At 48.9% G+C, this 18,679-nt stretch carries 24 protein-coding genes; 10 read left to right on the top strand and 14 right to left on the bottom strand.

Annotated elements, in window-relative coordinates; genetic code table 11:
• A partial coding sequence (locus tag PLA23_RS02295; protein ID WP_324473829.1) for a DUF2115 family protein occupies positions 1 to 410 on the bottom strand: 410 nt, incomplete at its 3' end.
• Between the two features lie 120 nt (positions 411 to 530).
• Between PLA23_RS02295 and PLA23_RS02290 the strand changes: the two genes are divergently transcribed.
• The 4 genes from PLA23_RS02290 (at position 531) to PLA23_RS02275 (ending at position 3,849) form a co-directional block, all read left to right on the top strand.
• A complete protein-coding gene (locus PLA23_RS02290; RefSeq protein WP_324329731.1) occupies positions 531 to 1,577 on the top strand; it encodes a mechanosensitive ion channel family protein in 1,047 nt (348 codons plus the stop codon).
• Between the two features lie 36 nt (positions 1,578 to 1,613).
• Positions 1,614 to 1,922 carry a carboxymuconolactone decarboxylase family protein gene (locus PLA23_RS02285; RefSeq protein WP_324329733.1) on the top strand — a complete coding sequence of 103 codons (309 nt, stop codon included), beginning with the start codon at positions 1,614 to 1,616 and terminating at the stop codon, positions 1,920 to 1,922.
• Positions 1,919 to 3,121 carry an Nre C-terminal domain-containing protein gene (locus tag PLA23_RS02280; RefSeq protein ID WP_324329734.1) on the top strand — a complete coding sequence of 401 codons (1,203 nt, stop codon included), beginning with the start codon at positions 1,919 to 1,921 and terminating at the stop codon, positions 3,119 to 3,121. The genes PLA23_RS02285 and PLA23_RS02280 overlap by 4 nt, the downstream gene beginning before the upstream one ends.
• A gap of 83 nt (positions 3,122 to 3,204) precedes the next feature.
• Complete coding sequence (locus tag PLA23_RS02275; protein ID WP_324329735.1) at positions 3,205 to 3,849, top strand: response regulator; 645 nt, start codon at positions 3,205 to 3,207, stop codon at positions 3,847 to 3,849.
• A 19-nt stretch (positions 3,850 to 3,868) separates the two neighbouring features.
• On the opposite strand, the gene PLA23_RS02270 is transcribed toward PLA23_RS02275, so the two are convergent.
• The 3 genes from PLA23_RS02270 to PLA23_RS02260 all read right to left on the bottom strand — a co-directional run bounded on the left by PLA23_RS02270 (position 3,869) and on the right by PLA23_RS02260 (position 5,897).
• Positions 3,869 to 4,198, bottom strand: coding sequence for an RNA recognition motif domain-containing protein (locus PLA23_RS02270; RefSeq protein WP_324329737.1), 330 nt, complete (start codon positions 4,196 to 4,198; stop codon positions 3,869 to 3,871).
• 202 nt (positions 4,199 to 4,400) lie between these two features.
• Positions 4,401 to 4,937 (bottom strand): COG1361 family protein, encoded by a 537-nt coding sequence (locus tag PLA23_RS02265; protein WP_324473827.1) that lies wholly within the window; start codon positions 4,935 to 4,937, stop codon positions 4,401 to 4,403.
• A 42-nt stretch (positions 4,938 to 4,979) separates the two neighbouring features.
• Positions 4,980 to 5,897 carry a cupin domain-containing protein gene (locus PLA23_RS02260; protein ID WP_324473825.1) on the bottom strand — a complete coding sequence of 306 codons (918 nt, stop codon included), beginning with the start codon at positions 5,895 to 5,897 and terminating at the stop codon, positions 4,980 to 4,982.
• Between the two features lie 161 nt (positions 5,898 to 6,058).
• On the opposite strand from PLA23_RS02260, the gene PLA23_RS02255 reads away from it, so the two are divergent.
• A complete protein-coding gene (locus PLA23_RS02255; protein ID WP_324473823.1) occupies positions 6,059 to 7,171 on the top strand; it encodes a hypothetical protein in 1,113 nt (370 codons plus the stop codon).
• 340 nt (positions 7,172 to 7,511) lie between these two features.
• Here the strand turns inward: PLA23_RS02255 and PLA23_RS02250 are convergent, their stop codons facing one another.
• Both PLA23_RS02250 and PLA23_RS02245 read right to left on the bottom strand, forming a co-directional pair.
• Positions 7,512 to 8,066: a hypothetical protein gene (locus PLA23_RS02250; protein ID WP_324331131.1), complete on the bottom strand. Its 555-nt coding sequence runs from the start codon at positions 8,064 to 8,066 to the stop codon at positions 7,512 to 7,514.
• Positions 8,067 to 8,132: 66 nt separating this feature from the next.
• Positions 8,133 to 8,774 carry a hypothetical protein gene (locus tag PLA23_RS02245; protein ID WP_324473822.1) on the bottom strand — a complete coding sequence of 214 codons (642 nt, stop codon included), beginning with the start codon at positions 8,772 to 8,774 and terminating at the stop codon, positions 8,133 to 8,135.
• 524 nt (positions 8,775 to 9,298) lie between these two features.
• Between PLA23_RS02245 and PLA23_RS02240 the strand changes: the two genes are divergently transcribed.
• The gene (locus PLA23_RS02240; RefSeq protein WP_324331129.1) at positions 9,299 to 9,568 is read left to right on the top strand and encodes a hypothetical protein; all 270 of its coding nucleotides are present in this window, start codon (positions 9,299 to 9,301) and stop codon (positions 9,566 to 9,568) included.
• A 169-nt stretch (positions 9,569 to 9,737) separates the two neighbouring features.
• Positions 9,738 to 10,439, top strand: coding sequence for a hypothetical protein (locus PLA23_RS02235; protein ID WP_324473821.1), 702 nt, complete (start codon positions 9,738 to 9,740; stop codon positions 10,437 to 10,439).
• On the opposite strand, the gene nudC is transcribed toward PLA23_RS02235, so the two are convergent.
• The 7 genes from nudC to cobT all read right to left on the bottom strand — a co-directional run bounded on the left by nudC (position 10,436) and on the right by cobT (position 15,932).
• On the bottom strand, positions 10,436 to 11,257 hold the full coding sequence (gene nudC, locus PLA23_RS02230; protein ID WP_324330366.1) for an NAD(+) diphosphatase: 822 nt from the start codon (positions 11,255 to 11,257) through the stop codon (positions 10,436 to 10,438). The two genes, PLA23_RS02235 and nudC, sit on opposite strands and share 4 nt — an antisense overlap.
• A 68-nt stretch (positions 11,258 to 11,325) precedes the next feature.
• Positions 11,326 to 11,892 (bottom strand): glutamine amidotransferase-related protein, encoded by a 567-nt coding sequence (locus tag PLA23_RS02225; RefSeq protein WP_324330367.1) that lies wholly within the window; start codon positions 11,890 to 11,892, stop codon positions 11,326 to 11,328.
• Positions 11,889 to 12,572, bottom strand: coding sequence for a diphthine--ammonia ligase (locus PLA23_RS02220; protein WP_324330369.1), 684 nt, complete (start codon positions 12,570 to 12,572; stop codon positions 11,889 to 11,891). The genes PLA23_RS02225 and PLA23_RS02220 overlap by 4 nt, the downstream gene beginning before the upstream one ends.
• Before the next feature lie 12 nt (positions 12,573 to 12,584).
• Positions 12,585 to 13,793, bottom strand: a complete 1,209-nt coding sequence (locus tag PLA23_RS02215) for a TraB/GumN family protein (protein WP_324330371.1) — start codon at positions 13,791 to 13,793, stop codon at positions 12,585 to 12,587.
• Positions 13,786 to 14,325 carry a YkgJ family cysteine cluster protein gene (locus tag PLA23_RS02210; RefSeq protein WP_324330373.1) on the bottom strand — a complete coding sequence of 180 codons (540 nt, stop codon included), beginning with the start codon at positions 14,323 to 14,325 and terminating at the stop codon, positions 13,786 to 13,788. The genes PLA23_RS02215 and PLA23_RS02210 overlap by 8 nt, the downstream gene beginning before the upstream one ends.
• Entirely contained in the window at positions 14,322 to 14,888 is a 567-nt protein-coding gene (locus tag PLA23_RS02205) for a GMP synthase subunit A (RefSeq protein WP_324473819.1), read from the bottom strand. Before PLA23_RS02205 ends, PLA23_RS02210 begins: the two co-directional genes overlap by 4 nt.
• A gap of 36 nt (positions 14,889 to 14,924) precedes the next feature.
• Complete coding sequence (cobT, locus tag PLA23_RS02200; RefSeq protein WP_324330377.1) at positions 14,925 to 15,932, bottom strand: nicotinate mononucleotide-dependent phosphoribosyltransferase CobT; 1,008 nt, start codon at positions 15,930 to 15,932, stop codon at positions 14,925 to 14,927.
• Between the two features lie 85 nt (positions 15,933 to 16,017).
• On the opposite strand from cobT, the gene cobS reads away from it, so the two are divergent.
• On the top strand, positions 16,018 to 16,749 hold the full coding sequence (gene cobS / locus PLA23_RS02195) for an adenosylcobinamide-GDP ribazoletransferase (protein WP_324330379.1): 732 nt from the start codon (positions 16,018 to 16,020) through the stop codon (positions 16,747 to 16,749).
• 33 nt (positions 16,750 to 16,782) lie between these two features.
• Here the strand turns inward: cobS and PLA23_RS02190 are convergent, their stop codons facing one another.
• Entirely contained in the window at positions 16,783 to 17,091 is a 309-nt protein-coding gene (locus tag PLA23_RS02190) for a hypothetical protein (RefSeq protein WP_324473818.1), read from the bottom strand.
• Positions 17,092 to 17,287: 196 nt separating this feature from the next.
• Between PLA23_RS02190 and tuf the strand changes: the two genes are divergently transcribed.
• Positions 17,288 to 18,565, top strand: coding sequence for a translation elongation factor EF-1 subunit alpha (gene tuf, locus PLA23_RS02185; protein WP_324473816.1), 1,278 nt, complete (start codon positions 17,288 to 17,290; stop codon positions 18,563 to 18,565).
• An 18-nt stretch (positions 18,566 to 18,583) separates the two neighbouring features.
• Positions 18,584 to 18,679 (top strand): 30S ribosomal protein S10 (locus PLA23_RS02180; RefSeq protein ID WP_324473831.1); only part of this gene is annotated, 96 nt, incomplete at its 3' end.

Here is an 18,679-nt window from a genome sequence, read left to right as displayed (position 1 = left end):
TTCGGACTCCAGATCTCCGGATTCTTCCACATATTCTCATCCCATGCCATGCACCCCTCAGGAATCATACGACAATACGAGAGAAAGAGTTCAGGATCACGGATTGGGTCAGTATATCTCACAAAGCTGCCGCTCCGGTACCTGGAAAGGAGTGTATGATACGCCCCGAATATCTGATCCCGAAAATATGGCCTGATCTTATGACGATACGGAACCGGAAGCCGCTCTATCTCAAGATTGAGTTGTCCACCGATGACCTGCAGTTCAAACACTGAATACGTTGAGATCGCTTCGGCTATTATGGTTGCAAGTTCCCCTTTGCTGGTCGCACCTGACATTCGTGCAACGACTGACTCGATCTTTGTTCGCTCCGGATCTGTCATCCCACCGCAGAGCCGTTCTGTTATCACTGCCTGTACATGTAACCCGGAGAACCGATATAGTTTAAGAAAAATGTTCCGGGTATACGTTCGTATGATCCGGTGGACACAGTGTTCATACTATTACCTTACGGACACGATATATATGAGATGGAACCATCCAATATTTCAGCGCTCATCATCCTTATCGGCGGTATATGCGGCATTGTTCTCATTAAAGCCGTCGGAAAATATCTGAGATCACAGGCAAAAAAGACAGAAAGCGTTCTTGATGATATCATACTCACCTCTATTGGGAAACCACTGATTCTGTTTCTTATAATCATCACCATCTATTCATCTCTTGCAACAAGCACCCTCATTCCCCCGGAACTGGCCTGGATCCTTGACAGCAGATATCTGATGGTCTGCATTACCATCCTGGTAACCTGGATAGTCTGGTCCTTTGTCAGAAATGTTGCGGTTCAGTATGAAGAACATATCCTCCAATCGTCTTCACATGAAGCTGGAATCAGATTTTATCATTTTTTCCGCTCCACCTTCAGTTATATTATCTGGATGATCGCAATCGTAATCATCCTTGAAATCCTCAGTGTTGATATCACTCCCCTCCTTGCTGCCGGGGGGATTGTGGGTATTGCCGCAGGTTTTGCCGGAAAAGATATTCTGGGGAACTTCTTCTCCGGAGCACTTCTTGCTGCAGATCAGCCGTTCCATATCGGGGATCGGATTCAGGTTCAGGATTTTATCGGTGATGTTATCACCATCGGTCCCAGGAGTACAAGGATTCAGACGCTTGACAATCAACTGATAACCATCCCGAACTCTATCCTGACCAATGATGTTGTCATCAATTATGCCGAGCCTGATCTGAAGATAAAAGTCAGAATACATGTGGGAGTTGCCTATGGCAGTGATATTGAAAGAGTAAAACTGCTCCTGCTTCGGATAGCAGATGAGATCATTGAGACCGGTTTGTGTCTCGCTGAACCAAAACCTGCGGTGTTTTTCCTGGAATTTGCAGCATCAAGCCTGAATCTGCAATTGATTGTCTGGACAGAGAAGTATACCATGACCTTTGAGATTCGGGATTTTATCAATTGCCGTATTCAGAAGGTATTTGAGGAGGAAGGAATTGAGATCCCCTTCCCCCAGATGGATGTGCACCTGAAAGCGGAAAAAACCGGGAGCTGGTAGTTGGGACTTCATATGGTCCCATGATCAATACTATTCATGGAACTCTCCCCTATGGAGCTCTTTCAGAAAGAAGCCCCGGAAGTTGCTGCAGCATTCAATGGTCTGATACAGACACTTGTTGCATCAAAAGGACTGGATGAGAAGACAAAGCAGTTGATATATATTGCCATGAAAACTGCCATGGGTGATGACCGGGCAGTCAGGGCCCATATTCCCATGGCAAAATCACTCGGGGCAAGCAGGGAAGAGATGATTGATGCAGTGCTTATGACGCTGACCGTAAGTGGAATTGCCGGAGTGCTCAAGGTACTGCCCCTCATTGTTGAGATGTATGATACACAATGAGTATAGGGAAAGCTGAATATCTCAAAACACTTACCGTCTCAACGCTTCAGAGCAGATCAGTCCCTATTGGAACTGAGCTTGATGGCAGTTCCCCCCCTTCCATCTTTATTGGAAGTGCAGGATATCCAAAAGTATATGCCGGTCCGCTCATCACCCCTGACCATGGGGATACCAGTGTGTATGACACACCTGAGTCATGGATTCCTGCACACAAGTCACAGGAGGAGATCATCGGCTACCGGCTCAGCCTGGTCCGGGGAAAACGCCTTGTTGAGATTGGGGATATACAGAGCAGATTTGTCAGTCAGCTTCAGGAGATTGTCCTGTCAGACGCATCGGTTGAGAGTGAGGCTGCATTTCTCGAGGTTCCGACCGGGTTTTCATTGAGCGAGGAGCATGCCCCGTTCGGACCAAGTGCCTCAATAGACAGGCTCTCATGTGAGCCGGTACGGTGGAACCAATACCTTGAACGGGTATTTTATGATACGGATCTCCCTGCAAAGGATGCGGTCATTGCCCTTCACCGGAATAAGGTCCCCTTTTCAGCAATTCAAAAGGCATTTTCGGCAGGGACCATGGGAAATGAAAAGATGCGGCATCTTGTCCCGACCAGATGGTCGATCACCGCAGTGGACAGCACCCTTGCAGATCATCTCTATAACCAGGTGAAAACATTCAGTCCGATTGATACCTGGCGGGTTCATGAATTTTCAAGCCTGCATAACCGGTATGCGGTCATTCTCACCCCGACCGGGTGGCAATATGAATGGACTGAGGCATTTATCCGGGTTCTTGGTGATGAAAAACTTGTCTTCTCCGACAGTGAAGTAAAACGACCAAAAACCGAGTATTCATCGGTCGGAGGATGCTATTACTCATGCAAAATGGCGGTCCTTGAAGCACTTCTGCGGGAACGAAAACAGGCTGGGGCGATCGTCCTTCGGGAGGCTACGGAGGGGTATGTCCCCCTTGGGGTATTTAATGTCAGGGAGAATGTCAGACATGCAATGCTCACCAAAGGAAAGGAGTTTGAGACTTTTAAGGATGCATTCTCATATGTATCTGCGAATATGACCCTTGAGCCGGAACGGTTTATCAGATCAGGCCGCCTGCTTCGAAGTCTTCTCAAAGAGCAACAAACCCGTCTTTCTGATTTTACTTTGAATAAACCAAAAATATCAGACGAAGAGGAACTATGATAAATGATCAGCCGCAAGAATGTATGAGGAGCCGGTTTTCAAAGGGATAGATCCAGCCCCCTGATGTGAGAAGGTATTATCAGATGACTACAAAGAAGAAGATCCTGCTCATTGATGACGAAGCAGTCTTTCGGAAAACCTTACAGGAGGATCTCTCATATTGCGGATATATCTGTAAGACTGCAGAATCTCCGTCCGAAGGGATGAGGCAATTAAAAACTGATACTTTTGATCTCATTCTTCTTGATATCATGATGGAGCCCCTGGATGGCTGGGATACCCTGGACCTTATCAAAAGCCTGACCCATGGCTATGAGACACCGGTTATCATGGTCTCATCCAAAAAAATGGATCTGGTGGAAGTGGTCAGGTATGGAGAGCGGCTGTATGGGTATATGGCAAAACCCCTGACACGAGAGGAGTTATGTGCCGGGATTTACTCGTTTTTCCGCTGGTATGAAGCCCTTTTTGAAGCAGCTGCAAAAATACGTTCAGAATCCATCCCTGAAGAAGACGTTGCCCTCTGGCTTGAACTCTCACGGCAGGTCAGAGTCATAACTGACCTTCGGTCCGAAGCAGCCCTTCTGTGTATTCCAGATGGTGATCATACCGAAGAGGAGTGCCGGGAAATGCTCAATGAACAGGTTGATGAGATGATCCGCGAAAAGCGGGCGAAACTAATGGAACTAACGCAAAAATACCCGATTCTTCAATCAATACATCAGTAAATCAGGTAATAAAAAAGTTTTAGTATCGTCTGCGGTTGCCGCCAAAGCCACCGCTTCCGCCACCATAGCCACGGTTGCCACCAAATGAGCTGTTCCCGCCAAATTCACGGCGTGGCTGCATCGGGCGTGCTTCATCGATCCTAAGGGTTCGTCCGCCAAATTCGGTCTGGTTCAGTGAGTCCATTGCGTTTTGTGCCTCTTCAGAGGAACTCATCTCTACAAAACCAAAGCCCTTCTGTTCGATAAGCTTGACACTGTCAATTGTGCCAAACGGTGCAAACAGCTCTCTGATCTGGGTCTCGTTCGTGGAGTAGGGGAGGTTCCCAACGTATAATCTCTTTCCTTCCATTATCAATCACTTATCTTTTGCATCCGTGTAATTGGCAGGTAGGGATTTTAGGGATCCGCTCTGCCAGAGACATAACCGAGAATAGCATGACACAAAACACTTCAGACCGAAGGATGCTCAGGGACTATTTCAGAATTGCTCAAACGTCTGCTATACAATAATTGACGCCAGAGTATATCAAGTATCACCATACCGGGAAGGATTACCGGTATCCTTCCCAGCAGGCCTCACATCCGATGAACGAATCATCATCCGGCGGGGTAATACTGACCATCCCACCGGCCTTTTTCATATTATTACTGATATTGATATCATGAGTCTGGTCAGGATCAATCAGTATTGAGAATGTATATCCACCAAAATCTATGGTTTCAGGGATTTTGTATTCGAGTGAAAATGTCGTCTCCTGTCCGGCCGGAAGAGACTGAAATGCTCCGTTTACCGGAACCAGGGTGATATTTCCAAGAAAGGCACTCACGGTAACCATATATGAAGGAATGTCATCACTACCGGTGTTTGCAACCCGGACGGATGGATGAAGCACCCCACCGGGAGAGGTGGTACTCTCTGCTACCAAAACCTCTACATCCCTGACCTCATAATCAGGACCGATCCTATCAGAACCGGCTGCCAGAGAGATGGTATCTGCTGCATTATCACGCGGTGGTTCCTGTGCCGATCCCAGGGCTGGAGACAGGAAGAGGAACACAAGCATCAGAATTACGGGCAATCTGATCATTCTCATACCATTTCTCCTATATGATATAGCAATCTGCCGGTATCATGAATAGACATAATCACAGGCATAAGGCATCTCATAATCAAACATCTCCTGATAATACGGGTTCATAAGGACCATAAGGTGCATATCCTCATCCGCCGTCAGATTCATCACTGCTCCGGGGGCGATATACATGATATCATCCTTTGCAAGCGGGTATTCATGACATCCGACTGATATGGTGCCAGAACCCTCTCGCACTGACATAAGTTGGTACCGGTCATCAATGTAGTGATCAGGAACGCCTGAGCCGGACGGGATATGAGCCGTCCCGACGTCAAATCCTATGGCATACGGGCCTTCACGGGGATGCAGAAGCCTTGAGAACTGAAATGACCGGTTTGTGTCAGTGTCCCCGCGATCAAGCGGAGTTATCTGATCCTCAGAGATGACCTGCGTCCTATTTTGGGCCTCCTCCGGTGTGCTAAAAAGATGCATTTCAGACGTATTGTTGTTATCCGAGGCCAGAGACCAGTCGATGAATGAATAAAACTGAAGGGTCTCATTTGCAGCATTCTCAAATATCCTGATTTTATGTGGTGGAATATATACTGCTTCGTCCTTCTCTGCTCTGATCTCCTCATCATCCGTCTTCAGCCGGAGTGAACCATCTGTGATATAGAGGACCTCCGCAACCGGGAGGATGGCATCAGGAGAGAGGCTTCCTTCCGGGTCCATCCTGTAGATTCGTATTGAAAGATTTGACATAAGGGTCCGGTTTCCCATGCGTTCCAGAAGTGATGAGAGGTCGCAGATGCTGACATAATCATCATATACTGCGAAATCGCATGCATCGCTTGTGATCAGAATCCCTTCTGACTTTTCCCATGATTCATCAGCACCACTCGTGCCGCTAAAAACTGCAAGGATAACGATACAGAGTGCGTTGGTCTGCATAAGACGTGACCATTCAGACATGCAATCAACGTTACCCGTGTAATGATATGAGTATTCGTACCATACTTTTCTCTCATACCCTTTTCTCTGCATCTACCGGTATTGTGATTAAGAGAGTGAGCTTCTCATTCTCGAGGAGCTAACCTCTTGTGCTGACACATGTCAGAGTTCGAAGTGATTCTATGCAGAAGATTCATGCAATATGTACCGTTATCTTCATGATGTTCATTATTTTATGCCAACCCGGCTCTGTGTACGCACAGGAGATCGGCGAGACGACTGATTCGAGTCACGAATCACCAGATGTTTCTTCCAGTCAGATAACAGGACTTCTGTACAATGGAACGGTTGATCCGGAGAGTTCAAGTACCATCACGGCTGAATCCGGGTCCTCATACACGATCCCGGGGAATACTCCGATTGGGATTCTCTCTTCCCTTGAGAAGGCGGGTGCTGTAGAAAGCCTCGCAATTGGCGATGAACTTATGAAGAAGAAGGGAACCCTCCTGCTCTATGGTATCGGCAACCTCTCCTCCGGTGACGGTAATGGCTGGTTTGTAAAAGTAAACGGCAAACGGCTTGAGGATGTTGTTCTTGCTGAAACCGAGGGGCTCTCCCGGTATACCCTTACGGAAGGCGACGTCGTCTTATACACGCTGGGTGATCCGAACGGCATGGTATCAGAGTCAAAGGCATACCTGACCGTCACGGTCGGGAAGATTCGTGAGGCTGAACCAGAACCGGTGACCGAATCATCAGCCAACGAAACGACACCCGCATCTGATGAAATCAGCACTCCTGAATCATCAGCCACCCCGCTGGAACAAATGACAGAAGAGACTGACCAGGTATCAGCCGATACCCCGGAAAAGCCGGTGCAGGAGAAGAAATCCGACGGTGGCCAGGAGCTGCTGTATTCAGGCTCGCTCCCCCTCACCTCCGGCACAATTACCATCGAAACGACCGGTGGTGAGTATGACATTAACGCAGCAACACCGCTTGGTATATTGCATACCCTTTTGAAAGATGGAAAGATTTCCAGCCTCTCGGTAAGTGACAAGGCAATGAAGAAGGGAAATATCCTGATACTGGAGGGAATTAACGATTATCATTTCTCAGGCGATAAAACATGGTTTGTCCTTGTCAATGATGTACTTCTCAAAGATTACCTCAATGATGAGGAAGGCCTGAACGTCTATACAATAAAGACCGGAGACAAGATCGGCTATTATTTTGGTGAACCATCACAGCCGGCAGATGCCGCACAGGTCAGGCTGGACGTCACCATCGAATAACCCTTTTTTATAACACAAGAAAGATGAAATATCCTGCACAATAAGAACAGGCGTTTATCAGAATACTAAACAGGATTGCATCTTTTAAGGCCAGATGAAACGTCATTTGTATTGGTATTATTTCACAGATCACGATAGCATATTCAAGGAACCATACTGGAATATCATGAATAAGATGGAGATAATTCAGGGCCGGATTGGTTACACAATTAAGTAGCAGAATAAATACGGCGGACCTTAAGGAGGCAGTCCCAAGCAACAGGGATAAGACAATCCATTCAATGATGATTGTAAGAAAAAGTGCCTGAAGAAAAAAGAGGGCCAGGTCCATCTCGACCGTTCAGGGCACCACAGGGGGGATTGGATCTTCGTCACCTGCTATGCCGACCTGAAGAACCGAACCGTTTTTCAGCCCGAACAGGGCAGACTCTTTCTTCACCTCAAAAGCGGTTGCATTCAGGGTAGTAATGGAGAGATTGACCGTTACATTATCAATACCCAGTTTGTCTTCATAAAATGCCCCTACAGGAAGTGTGATATTTGCCGTCAGGAAGGGAAGAGATGACAGATACGTTTGTGTGTCATTTTCTGTTGCTGCATTGGAAGAAGATTCTTCAGTATCTCCTCCGGTAATTTTGTTCACATCGATATCTGGAGCCAAAATGGCATGAAGAATAAATGCATCCAGTTTATATCCCCCTCCAAAGGTTCCATTCTCAATAATGTGAGGATATTCCCATCCCCAGATCGCACTGCTGGTCAGAAACAGGTAATCTGGAAAATCATCAACATTCACGATATGATACTGATATGAGTACGTGGACACTCCCTCGACTGCCACATCTGCATACAGTGCAGGAATCAGGATACCAAGTCCCAGGATAAGGATTATCATCCGGTACATACACGTTCACCGAAATGAGTACTCATCGCAGAAGGGTATTATTATTCCGGTAAAAAATCAGAGGAGATTGGGATGATCCCTGAGAAATACCCGTATCCGTTTATCAGATATATCGGCCCGGTCTCCTGCCATAACTCCTGCAGCAGCATATGATTGTGCAGAACCATTCTCTCCCCTCTCCATCAGGGAGGCAGCCTCTTTGAAGGTATCGGCAAACTGGGTCATCCGATCGATAAAGTCATAATAATTCAGCCTGACATAATCCATCTTCTTTGGAAATGTGCTGCCATCATTATTATTACGAATAGCATGGCGGAGTTCTTCCACTCGTGAACCGGTAAGGGCCGGATCCGCTGCCTCCCATGCACTGAGGACCTTCTTCTTCCCTTCTTGAATCAGGTCAAGCCTGGTGATGACCATATCATGAAATGCACTATTTGGATCAGCGGTCGGAGTGGGCATTATTGTCTGAGGAACCTCGGTGGTGACCAAAGGTGTCGGTATCTCCTGCGTACTGACGACAGTCGGTTCTTCAGACAGGTTCTCCACCACCGGCGTTCCTTGTGGAGGAGGGTTCTCTGTTGGAACGTCGGTTGCTGGTATTTCAGAGACCGGAGAAGGGGCAGGAGCATTAGAAACACATCCACTGATAAACACCCCCGCAATAAGAACGAGAAGAACGATACAATATCGTATCATACAGTGATGTTGATTTCATATACCAATATGGTATCTAAATCCATGGCTCCACCGGTTCCGGAGACTGTGTGTAATGTATAAATCACCAAAAATATCAGGAATTGAATAGAATGCACGACCGGACATGATAATCTCAGGGAATTCTTCCGATGAAACCGGATACATATGGCACTACACTAGTTTTAAGGGTTCCATGAATTTTTTCTGGCACGCACCGCTGACCCTGCCGGTAAAACCTGCCAAAGTCGTGATCCACCCGCGAATATGTGAGATCTGACAACGGTCAAACATATGCTCCCCAATAGAAATTGTCGAACGATTGCCTATAAAAATCCATTTTGCCACAGTGAACATCAGATTACCCGTGAACCACCAATGCAGGGAGTTCAGGGGGATCGAGTATGTGTATGGAGTTAGAACAGAGAACAATTTCTCCCTGAAATTTATTGTTTGATTTTTATTTCACGAATACAAGAAGTAAACTTTAATTGTACACCCGATGACCCTTTGGATCAGAGGTACTCGTGACGGATCCCCCGGAGCGGTGCCTCGCGGGAATGGGGCCGGATACATCCGCTATAGCCCATCCTGATGGTATGCAGAGCTGGTTTCCGGAAAATATGATCCCCGGTGATGACACCGGTATACCATTACAACTGTTGCAACGGATTGGTACTGAGGTGCCATCCGGTCTGCACACATGGATCACCTACCAGACACATCAACCCCACCAGACAGCACAAGGTAGCCGGATAAACCCCCCGGCATCCTGCATACCATTTCATCGGGCATAATCATCATTCACATCCCCCCTGACAGCATCCCATCAGGGCACCCACCGGCTCCGCCCGTTTTCTTCTTGCATATTTGTATACCCATCCCATAACCGGAATTGCCAAGGGATACATACGTACCATCTCCCGTGCTAGTAACCACCAAGGTATATACAAACCGGTGGGGAAGATGGGATTTTGGAGCAGGAGAAAATCAGATGCTGAAGCGGAACATCCCTGTACGATAGAGCAGCAAAAGAAAGAACAACTCCGGAGCGGAGCGGCCGCATCCCCTCCTTCCTGTGCTCCTGTAAAAAAAGTGAAAATACCCCTGAACCGGGCCACAAGCGACGTGAAATTTGTTCAAAACAGCATCATTTTTCCATGCCCCATCTGTAGTGAATTAAACACGGTTGACCTCTCTGAACTTCATCCCATTCTGGGAGGGGAGACGATGTGTATGCAGTGCCAGGTGGTACTGCATATTCCGGGAGGGTATCAGACCCGCTCAGAGGTTCCCAAATTAAAGATTTATGCAGGATTGCCTGTTGCCGTTAGAAAATTTCCCCTCTTTTACTGGAATCATCCGGTCATTCATGAACTTGATGAACAGGGTATCACCCGAATCATTATTCAGTATGGTCTGTGGGGATTTTGTCAGCGGTGTCATCACCAGTTCAGCCCGGCAGTTCTGATTAATCTTCCGCATACTTCAGGAGAGATTGTTGATTACCGGTCACTCAGTTCAGAGGAGATGATGGAGATGAAGTCGCTCAGGGCCGGAAAATGCCCCTACTGCTCATACACCATATTACTGGTCATCATCTCCGAAGTCCCCCACTATGTCATATCAGCAAGTGAGAACCTTTCCCACCGGTGGGAGGAAGATTAAACCGGCTCGCCCACATCCAGCCAGTCATGAATTAATCCATGTGCAATACTATCTTTTGCCGGAAGGAGCGGGAGATCCGATCTCGTAAACCATCGGGCATCCTCTATCTCTTTCATATCCGACTCAATCGCTCCTCCGGCATACCTGGCCGTAAATCCAATCATCAGGGAGTCGGGAAATGGCCAGGGCTGGGAACCGAAATACCTGATATCGGTTACTTCAATCCCAATCTCTTCCCTGACCTCCCGGTGAACTGCCGCTTCTAAGGATTCTCCCGGCTCAACAAACCCGGCCTGGACACTGTACATGCCCTTGGGAAAATGAGGAGAACGGGAGAGGAGGATTTTGGGACCATCGGTTATCCTGACGATGACAGCAGGTGACAGGCGGGGAAATACAATCCTTTTACAGGATAAGCAGACTTTTGCGATCTCATCCTGCTTCATGGACGTTTTGGATCCGCAAAATCCACAAAACCGGGTGAGGGTATCAAACCGGATCAGTTGAACCGCGCGACATGCCATGCCAGGAAGAAAATCTACCGCATTCGCGGCAAATTCCCGAAGGGAATGAGCGGTGTAGCCTGAAGGAATCCTATCCGCATGTATCCCAAGTGCGATCCAGGAATGGCCGTCATAATTGCCTAGTGAGATCCTGCTCTGTATCTTTCCAGCACATTCATCAGGGATTTCAGGGAAGATGAATCCTATAGGCCCCTCCAGAAGCAGACCGTCCGTCCTGACAATGATATATACAGGGGAGGATTGGATCTCCTCGTGAAGATTCATCGGCGGGATAACATATGATGGATGGAACATGAAATCAGTATCAGATTTGGACTGATTTCATATCATGGTCCCTGTTTTTCAACGGTACCAAAAATCATTCAGACTGACCGGGTCATGGCAACAAACCGCTCAATTAACCATTCATTGCGAACTTCCGGATGAAAGAGCACCCCATACCAAGGATACAAACAATGCCTGACTACCTGGTCAGTAAGGGTGGATGTTGCAAGTGACGTCCAGAGCGGCGAGCGGGTTGCAGTATACTGATGGAGAGCATAGGCTGCAAACTCATCTCTCCCCTGCATCAGGATATCACCGGCTCCGATTTCTGTAACCTGAATGGGAATCATCCCAATCTCGGTAACCGGCATTACTGTTCCGCCGGTTTCTGAAAGAAGCATCTGCATCCCGGCACAGATCCCGAGAACAGGGCCAGTCCATCCACCCAATTGGGGGACCAGGTTTTGCGTTCTGTACCAGGAGTCGGCAAGGGCAGTCCCGCAGATGATAAGACCGGTGCACAGATGAACAGCAGCCTTGAGCGTATCTATTCGTACAACACGAACCGGCTGACCACAGGCCTGCACAATACGCTCAACCGGGGCTACAAATTCATCATAAAGAACGGTAATTTCGGGATGCGTGACATCAAGGATGATTATCATGCGTCATCCAGTCCGGCACGAGTGATCACATACCCCCCAGAACCATGCTCAAACCAGGTCCGTGCATCCCGAATGGTAATCCTCTTGGTAAAGAACGGGGCAAAACAGACAAAACTCTCATATTCTCCCCCCTCTCCAGCCAACGAGACATGATACCGTGTATTGAGATGATGTATCCGTTTTATAAAGGGGAGATCAATACGGGTTCCAAGCCATGTTTCATCAAGGGGCTCTGCAAATACCCCTGCAATGATCACTTCAAATCCGTCAGATACCAGAGTGTTCAGGTATTGGTCCTGATCACACAGCCATAATGGTGAGAAACACCATAGGTTTTCCTTATGACAGATCCGCTCGATACGTGATGCCTGGTATACTGACTGAATCGCTCCGGTAACAACTCCTTCAAGACCATATATCCGTGCAGCCCGCACAATTGCGACAGCCAGATCATCAAGTTCTTTCTCTTCAAGCCCGTCTGTGTCCTGGATAAGAAGCGGGATACCTGCTGCCTCTGCCTGTAGGCGGGTAAGTCCGATATTGGGAGTATGGAACATATAACTCTCAGGATTGCGTGATTGTATCGTGATAAAACATGCAATCTCATGCCCGGTCTGTATCATCCGCCATGCCGCGTAGAGCGAGTCTTTTCCACCGGATATCAGGGCACCAATTTTCATCTTCTCTGAAATTCACCCACCAAACAGTCCGGTGACCGCTGCCCACATATGGGCAAACCCTTGCCCAAGGACGACATTGGGATCAATCCCCAGGATAGGGAATATAAATATAAAATACGCAAACGTTCCGATGCTCGACCCGACATTTGCAAGTGCTGCAACAAGCACCACTTTAAAGAGCGGGATAGTACGCATCTCCATGATGGACTCAGCCTCCATGATCTTCTTGATATCAGAGCCGCGGGGCTTTCGAATCTTCGCCTCTGCAATTGCAGAAAACCATCCGGCGGCGATAAGCGGGTGGAGAGATGACAGAGGGCTGACCAGAAATCCTACAAGACCGGATACCGGGTGGCCGCCTGCAAGGAGGGTGAACACAAAGGTGAGTACCCCATGGATCAGTATCCAGTACAGTAATGCCTGGAGAAGCACCTCGGTCCCGACTCCTGAAAAGACAATGGCTAATAGCAGCAATGCGAAAACGGCAGTCACTACAATACCAAAGATAAGACCCCACGGCCGGGTTTTCATCTGCGAGGTAAGACTGTCAATTGGGGGGAGCGTTTCAGGTTTCTGGAGATACTGCTCGATTCCTTTGCGGTGTCCGGCACCAACCACCGCCAGCACCCGCTCATTGGCAGCAGCAAGACGAAGGAGATTATGTGACATATATGCGTCCCGTTCGCCGATTAGTGCTCCGGCACCACGGGGGGAGTATTTATAAAACTCCTCCATGGCAGCCTCAACTATATTCTCTTTCTTGAGCTCTTCAATATCGATGAGATCTCCGGTCTTGTCAGCGACGGCGATTGACCCTATCAGCGCATAAAACATCTTCAACTTCTCAAGGAGGGACATTGAAGCCCAGAACCGGTGAAGCGTCATGCGGATGTCACGGTCAATTAAGGCAAGTTTTACCTGCTTCTCCTCCGCGGCGGCAATAGCAGCCTTCATCTCAGCTCCCGGCTCTACTCCCACATCCATACCAATTCTGCGCTGAATGTAGGCAAGTATCCACTGAACCAGCAGCTGGGTGAAGTTTTTCGCCTGAAGAATATCTTCAATCTCCGGGTTTTTCTGCTGCTGCTTCAGGGCAAGGTACCGGCCCTGATCCAGTTCGACTGCAACCACATCAGGCTGCCATTCTTCAATCGCTTCCTTTACTTCATCGACACTTTTTTGTGAGACATGTGCCGTCCCGATTATCCGGATTTCACCCATGATATTCCTTTATTCCTTCTGTATCAATCACCACCGGCCGACCTGCCGGAATTCCCTCTGATTGAAGTATTGATCGAATTTTTTCTTCCTGTTCCTGCTCATATGCATATCGTCTGCAGAGATCAAAGGCAATACCAACTGCATCGGCAGATTCCTTATTCCGGCCGGTTCCCTCACACGGATGAATCGTAAGGCCCTGTTCGTCAAGCATAAACGGATACGTCCGACATATCCAGGGGCGACTCTCGTAAATTGCGCACCCTGATTCTTTAAGAAACTGACATCTGTCTCCATTTCTGCGAAGAACCCAGCCAAAGGTGTAGGTGCGATCCCCCTCCACAATCCGGTCTGGATATGGTTCAACAATCTCCTCAAATGAAAGGCCGGTACTCGTCATAATTTTTGATATTTCTTCACATCCAACCATGACCAGATTTGACCCTGGTTCTGTCTCCCTGCAACAGGACCCGCATCGGATACAGGAAAAACCGGTCCGGTGGATCTGATCGGCCAGGGAAGATTCGCAGTTCATCCTGAATTCAGATCCTGGCAGATGGAAAAGAAATTCTCAAAGACCCGGTGCCCCTCAAAGGTATGACTGACCTCCGGATGCCACTGAATACCAAATATGGGAGAATGCACATGGGCGATGGCTTCATTTCCACATATGGATGAGGTCGCAAGCCGTTTGAATTCTCCGGGCATGGTGACCACCTCATCGGCATGGGATGCCCATACCTGCATCTTATCCGGATACCCCTGCAGAATACCGTCGTGATCCATGATGGATACCTCCACTGCTCCATACCCGCCTTTCTGCCCTGACTGCACCGTTCCACCAAACTCCTGTGCAATCACATGCAGACCAAGACAGATACCAAGCACCGGTTTATCAAGATGGACATATTCACCTGACAGACCGGCACGGGTGATGTCAGGACCGCCACCAAGGATGATGCCCTGACATCCGTCGGAAACCTCATGAACCGGCGTGGTATTTGGGATCAGTTTTGCATCGATATCCAGGTCGCGAAGAGCTCTTAGAATGAGATGATTGAACTGACCATAATTATTGACCACAAATAAGGGGAGCATCTGCCCTATATTTTGGACCGGTCAGTAGATATGCATTCAGGGACTGTAGCCGGATACAAAGGAGATGATCGAACCGGTTATCTCATCAGGGCTGTAGCCGAGCAGGGCACCAAGCATCATTGCCCCGCCACACCCCATACCCTCCTTGACTTCCCCGATACAATAGCGTACCAGACCGGAATGCCCGATCTCTCCAAATCCGGGGTCCACATAGGTTATGGGAACCCCGATGTCACGTGCCGTCTTGTCACAACTTGCCGCCTTGTCGTCCCTCACATACACGGTAGTGACGACTTCCGGGAGTTTTCCGCCACATGCCTTAATTATTGCTGCAACGGCGAGCATCTGGGTACCACCGGCAAGCAGGAGTGTCCCTGAGTACTCTTTTGCAAGTCCGGCTGCAACCGCCATCATCGGATCACCGGTCTCAGAGATGATCTCAAGGGGATCAGAGAGGATTCGGCCGATTCGCCGGGTCACCGCAGTGTAAACCGCCTCTTTCATCGAATCTGGACTGGTCACCGCCGCGCTGCTTACCTTTGCATCATACCCAAGGCTTTTGAGGACACACAGAGCAGTCGTCGTACCCCCAGGGACACATTCGCCAACAACAAGCAGGTCATAGGCTGACAACAATCTTCCAATACGAACACCTTCATCGTACAGACGGCGTGCATCAGGAACTGCCGGCCCTTCCCGTGGATCACCACCTGCCGATCCAATAAGATCGAGAACCGGAATGGTCGGGTGGTGAACAAGTCCGGCATTTATAAAAAGAGGTGTGATGCCAGTCAGGTCAAGGACGGCACGGGTGATGGAAGCAGGAGTCGGGCATCCGGTCGGCGTGTTCGGAGTAGCATCTGAACTGGTGATTTTTCCCTGCCAGATAAGTTCAGCATCCAGAACCGGTACCAAGAGGGAACCCATCGGGCCTGGGCCTGCCCCCGATAATCCGGGGACCGTGGAAAGCATCGTATTTGCGAGTATACCGACAAACAAAGGTCTTTTTGGCTTTATGGTATGAGGGCGGGAGAGAAATGCCATAAAAAACTGTTACCCTGAATCCCCCATGAACCTCCCGGTTCCTCCCATAAACCCATATCAGTCTGATTCACATGTATGAGCACTCATGATTGAGCCTGTCAGGGCATTGCTCCAGTTCACGACGGTCCTTCCCCTTGGAAAAATAGTTCCTTTTGAAGCGTTTGCACGAAATACCTGGCTATATCCTCTTGCCGGATATATCACAGGAGGGATCGGAGCGCTCGTAATTCTTCTGCTCCCCGCCCCGTCATTTGTTCAGGCAGTTCTGGCAACCGGTGCTGTCCTTCTTGTTTCCGGTGCTAATCATCTCGATGGTCTTTTGGATTTTGGTGACGGGCTTATGGCACATGGATCCCGTGAGAAACGCATCCGTGCACTGACAGATCGGCAGATGGGTACCGGAGCACTGGCTCTTGGTATGATGGTAACGCTCCTGACCGTCGCTTCACTCAGTTCATTTCATCAGGCACTGACGGCCGCATCTGCACTCATCTTTGCCGAGGCAGGCGGGAAATGGAGTATGGCGATACTTACTGCGTATGGAAGACCATTCCATGAGGGGCTTCATGCAGTCCTCCATGAACAATCCAGAAAATGGTTTGTTGTTCCAGCAACCCTGCTCCTTATCCCGGCATTTCTGCTCCCGCTTCCTGGTGTGGCAAAGGCAGGTGCTGCCATTGTACTGGTGGTGGTTCCTCTGTGTATGCAGGCTCTTGCCTACCGGTTATTTGGTGGTGTCAACGGGGATGTGACCGGTGCAACCGGAGAGATAAACCGCTGCGCTCTTCTCACGGCGCTTGCCATCATCCTTGTTTGATGCAGGGAACAATGTGAGAACCGGATCGGACGTTCAGACACGGGTCCTGAACCGGGGGGTGTACCCCTGTCCTTTTTCGTCGTCACAGGCCACGGCAGACCCGTCGCGGACCAGGCTGTTAAACTGCATTGCCGCTTCCATGAGGATCTCCGGGGGTGCAGCATTGCCTCTCATTTGGGAAAAAGCATTCTCGTATGGAGAAGGCATAACCCGCGCCCCTACCTGAATCCCTTTACAATTCATGCAATATGAGCACCTTGTGTGGACTGGCAGTTTTCCAGAGGCGCATTCCACATACGCCTTATCAGAATTCTGTTCCCGGAGAATCGGAATAGTCTTCATTTGTAATCTGATCATTCCCCTGAAAACCTATTAATCACTTCGTTCCCTTCTGATAAAAGAGAATAAGCCATTCAAACCGCATAAGATCCATAGTGAAAAATATTAAAAGGACTTCTATCAAATATGTAATACTCGCATAACCGGGCTGTGCTTTGCAGTTCTGATATCGTGCGGAGGTATTGGAGGATTTGTATATATGGCAACTGAAAAGCCCCACATTAACCTCGCTGTTATTGGTCACATCGACCATGGTAAGTCAACGACCGTCGGCAGACTGATGTACGAAGCTGGAGCCGTTCCGGCACACATCATCGAACAGTACAAGAAGGTAGCAGAATCAAAAGGTAAGGGTTCATTCGCTTTTGCCTGGGTTATGGATAACCTGAAGGAAGAGCGTGAACGTGGTATCACAATCGATATCGCTCACAAGCGTTTCGATACTGACAAGTACTACTTTACTGTCGTGGACTGCCCGGGACACAGAGACTTTGTCAAGAACATGATCACCGGTGCCTCACAGGCAGACGCAGCTATCATTGTGGTTGCAGCACCTGATGGTGTCATGGAACAGACCAAGGAGCACGTTTTCCTGTCCAAGACCCTTGGTATCAAGCAGCTGATCGTTGCCATCAACAAGATGGATGCAGCAAACTACGATGAGGCAAGGTTCAACCAGGTCAAGACCGATGTCGGAAACCTCCTCAAGATGGTCGGAACCAACCCTGACACCGTGAAATTCATCCCGATCAGTGCCTTCGAGGGTGACAACATCACCAAGAACTCTGACAAGATGCCATGGTACAAGGGCAAACCGCTCTTCCAGCTGCTTGATGAGCTTGAAGTTCCGGACAAGCCAACTGACAAACCGCTCCGTGTCCCAATCCAGGATGCATACTCCATCTCCGGTATCGGAACTGTTCCGGTCGGTCGTGTTGAAACCGGTATTCTCAAGAAAGGTATGAATGTTACCTTCATGCCGGCAAACAAGTCCGGAGAAGTCAAGTCCATTGAGATGCACCATGAAGAAATTCCCCAGGCAGTTCCTGGTGACAACATCGGGTTCAACGTCCGTGGTATTGGAAAGGATGATGTCCGCCGTGGTGACGTTTGTGGTGCATCTGACAACCCGCCGGCAGTCGCAGAGGAATTCACCGCACAGATCGTCGTGCTCCAGCACCCAAGTGCTATCACTGTCGGATATACCCCGGTCTTCCACTGCCACACAGCACAGACCGCCTGTACCTTCACTGAACTCGTCAAGAAACTTGACCCGCGTACCGGTCAGACCCTTGAAGAGAATCCGACCTTCCTGAAGGCCGGAGATGCAGCAATCATTAAATGCCACCCAACCAAGCCACTCTGTCTTGAAAATGCCAAGGAGTTCCCCCAGCTTGGACGGTTCGCAATCCGTGATATGGGTCAGACCATTGCTGCCGGAATGTGTATCGACGTTGTCAAGAAGCAGATGCGCTGATAGAAATTCGGTGTTATCATGCAGAAGGCCAGAATCCGACTCACCGGAACCGACTATCAGAAAGTAGAAGAAGTGTGCGAAAAGATTAAGGAGATCGCTGAGCGGACCGGTGTT

Origin of the sequence: Methanospirillum sp., assembly GCF_035406105.1 — an archaeon.
GTDB lineage: Archaea > Halobacteriota > Methanomicrobia > Methanomicrobiales > Methanospirillaceae > Methanospirillum.
Note: the sequence above shows the minus strand (reverse complement) of the source record. Positions and strands in the feature narration are given on the sequence as shown.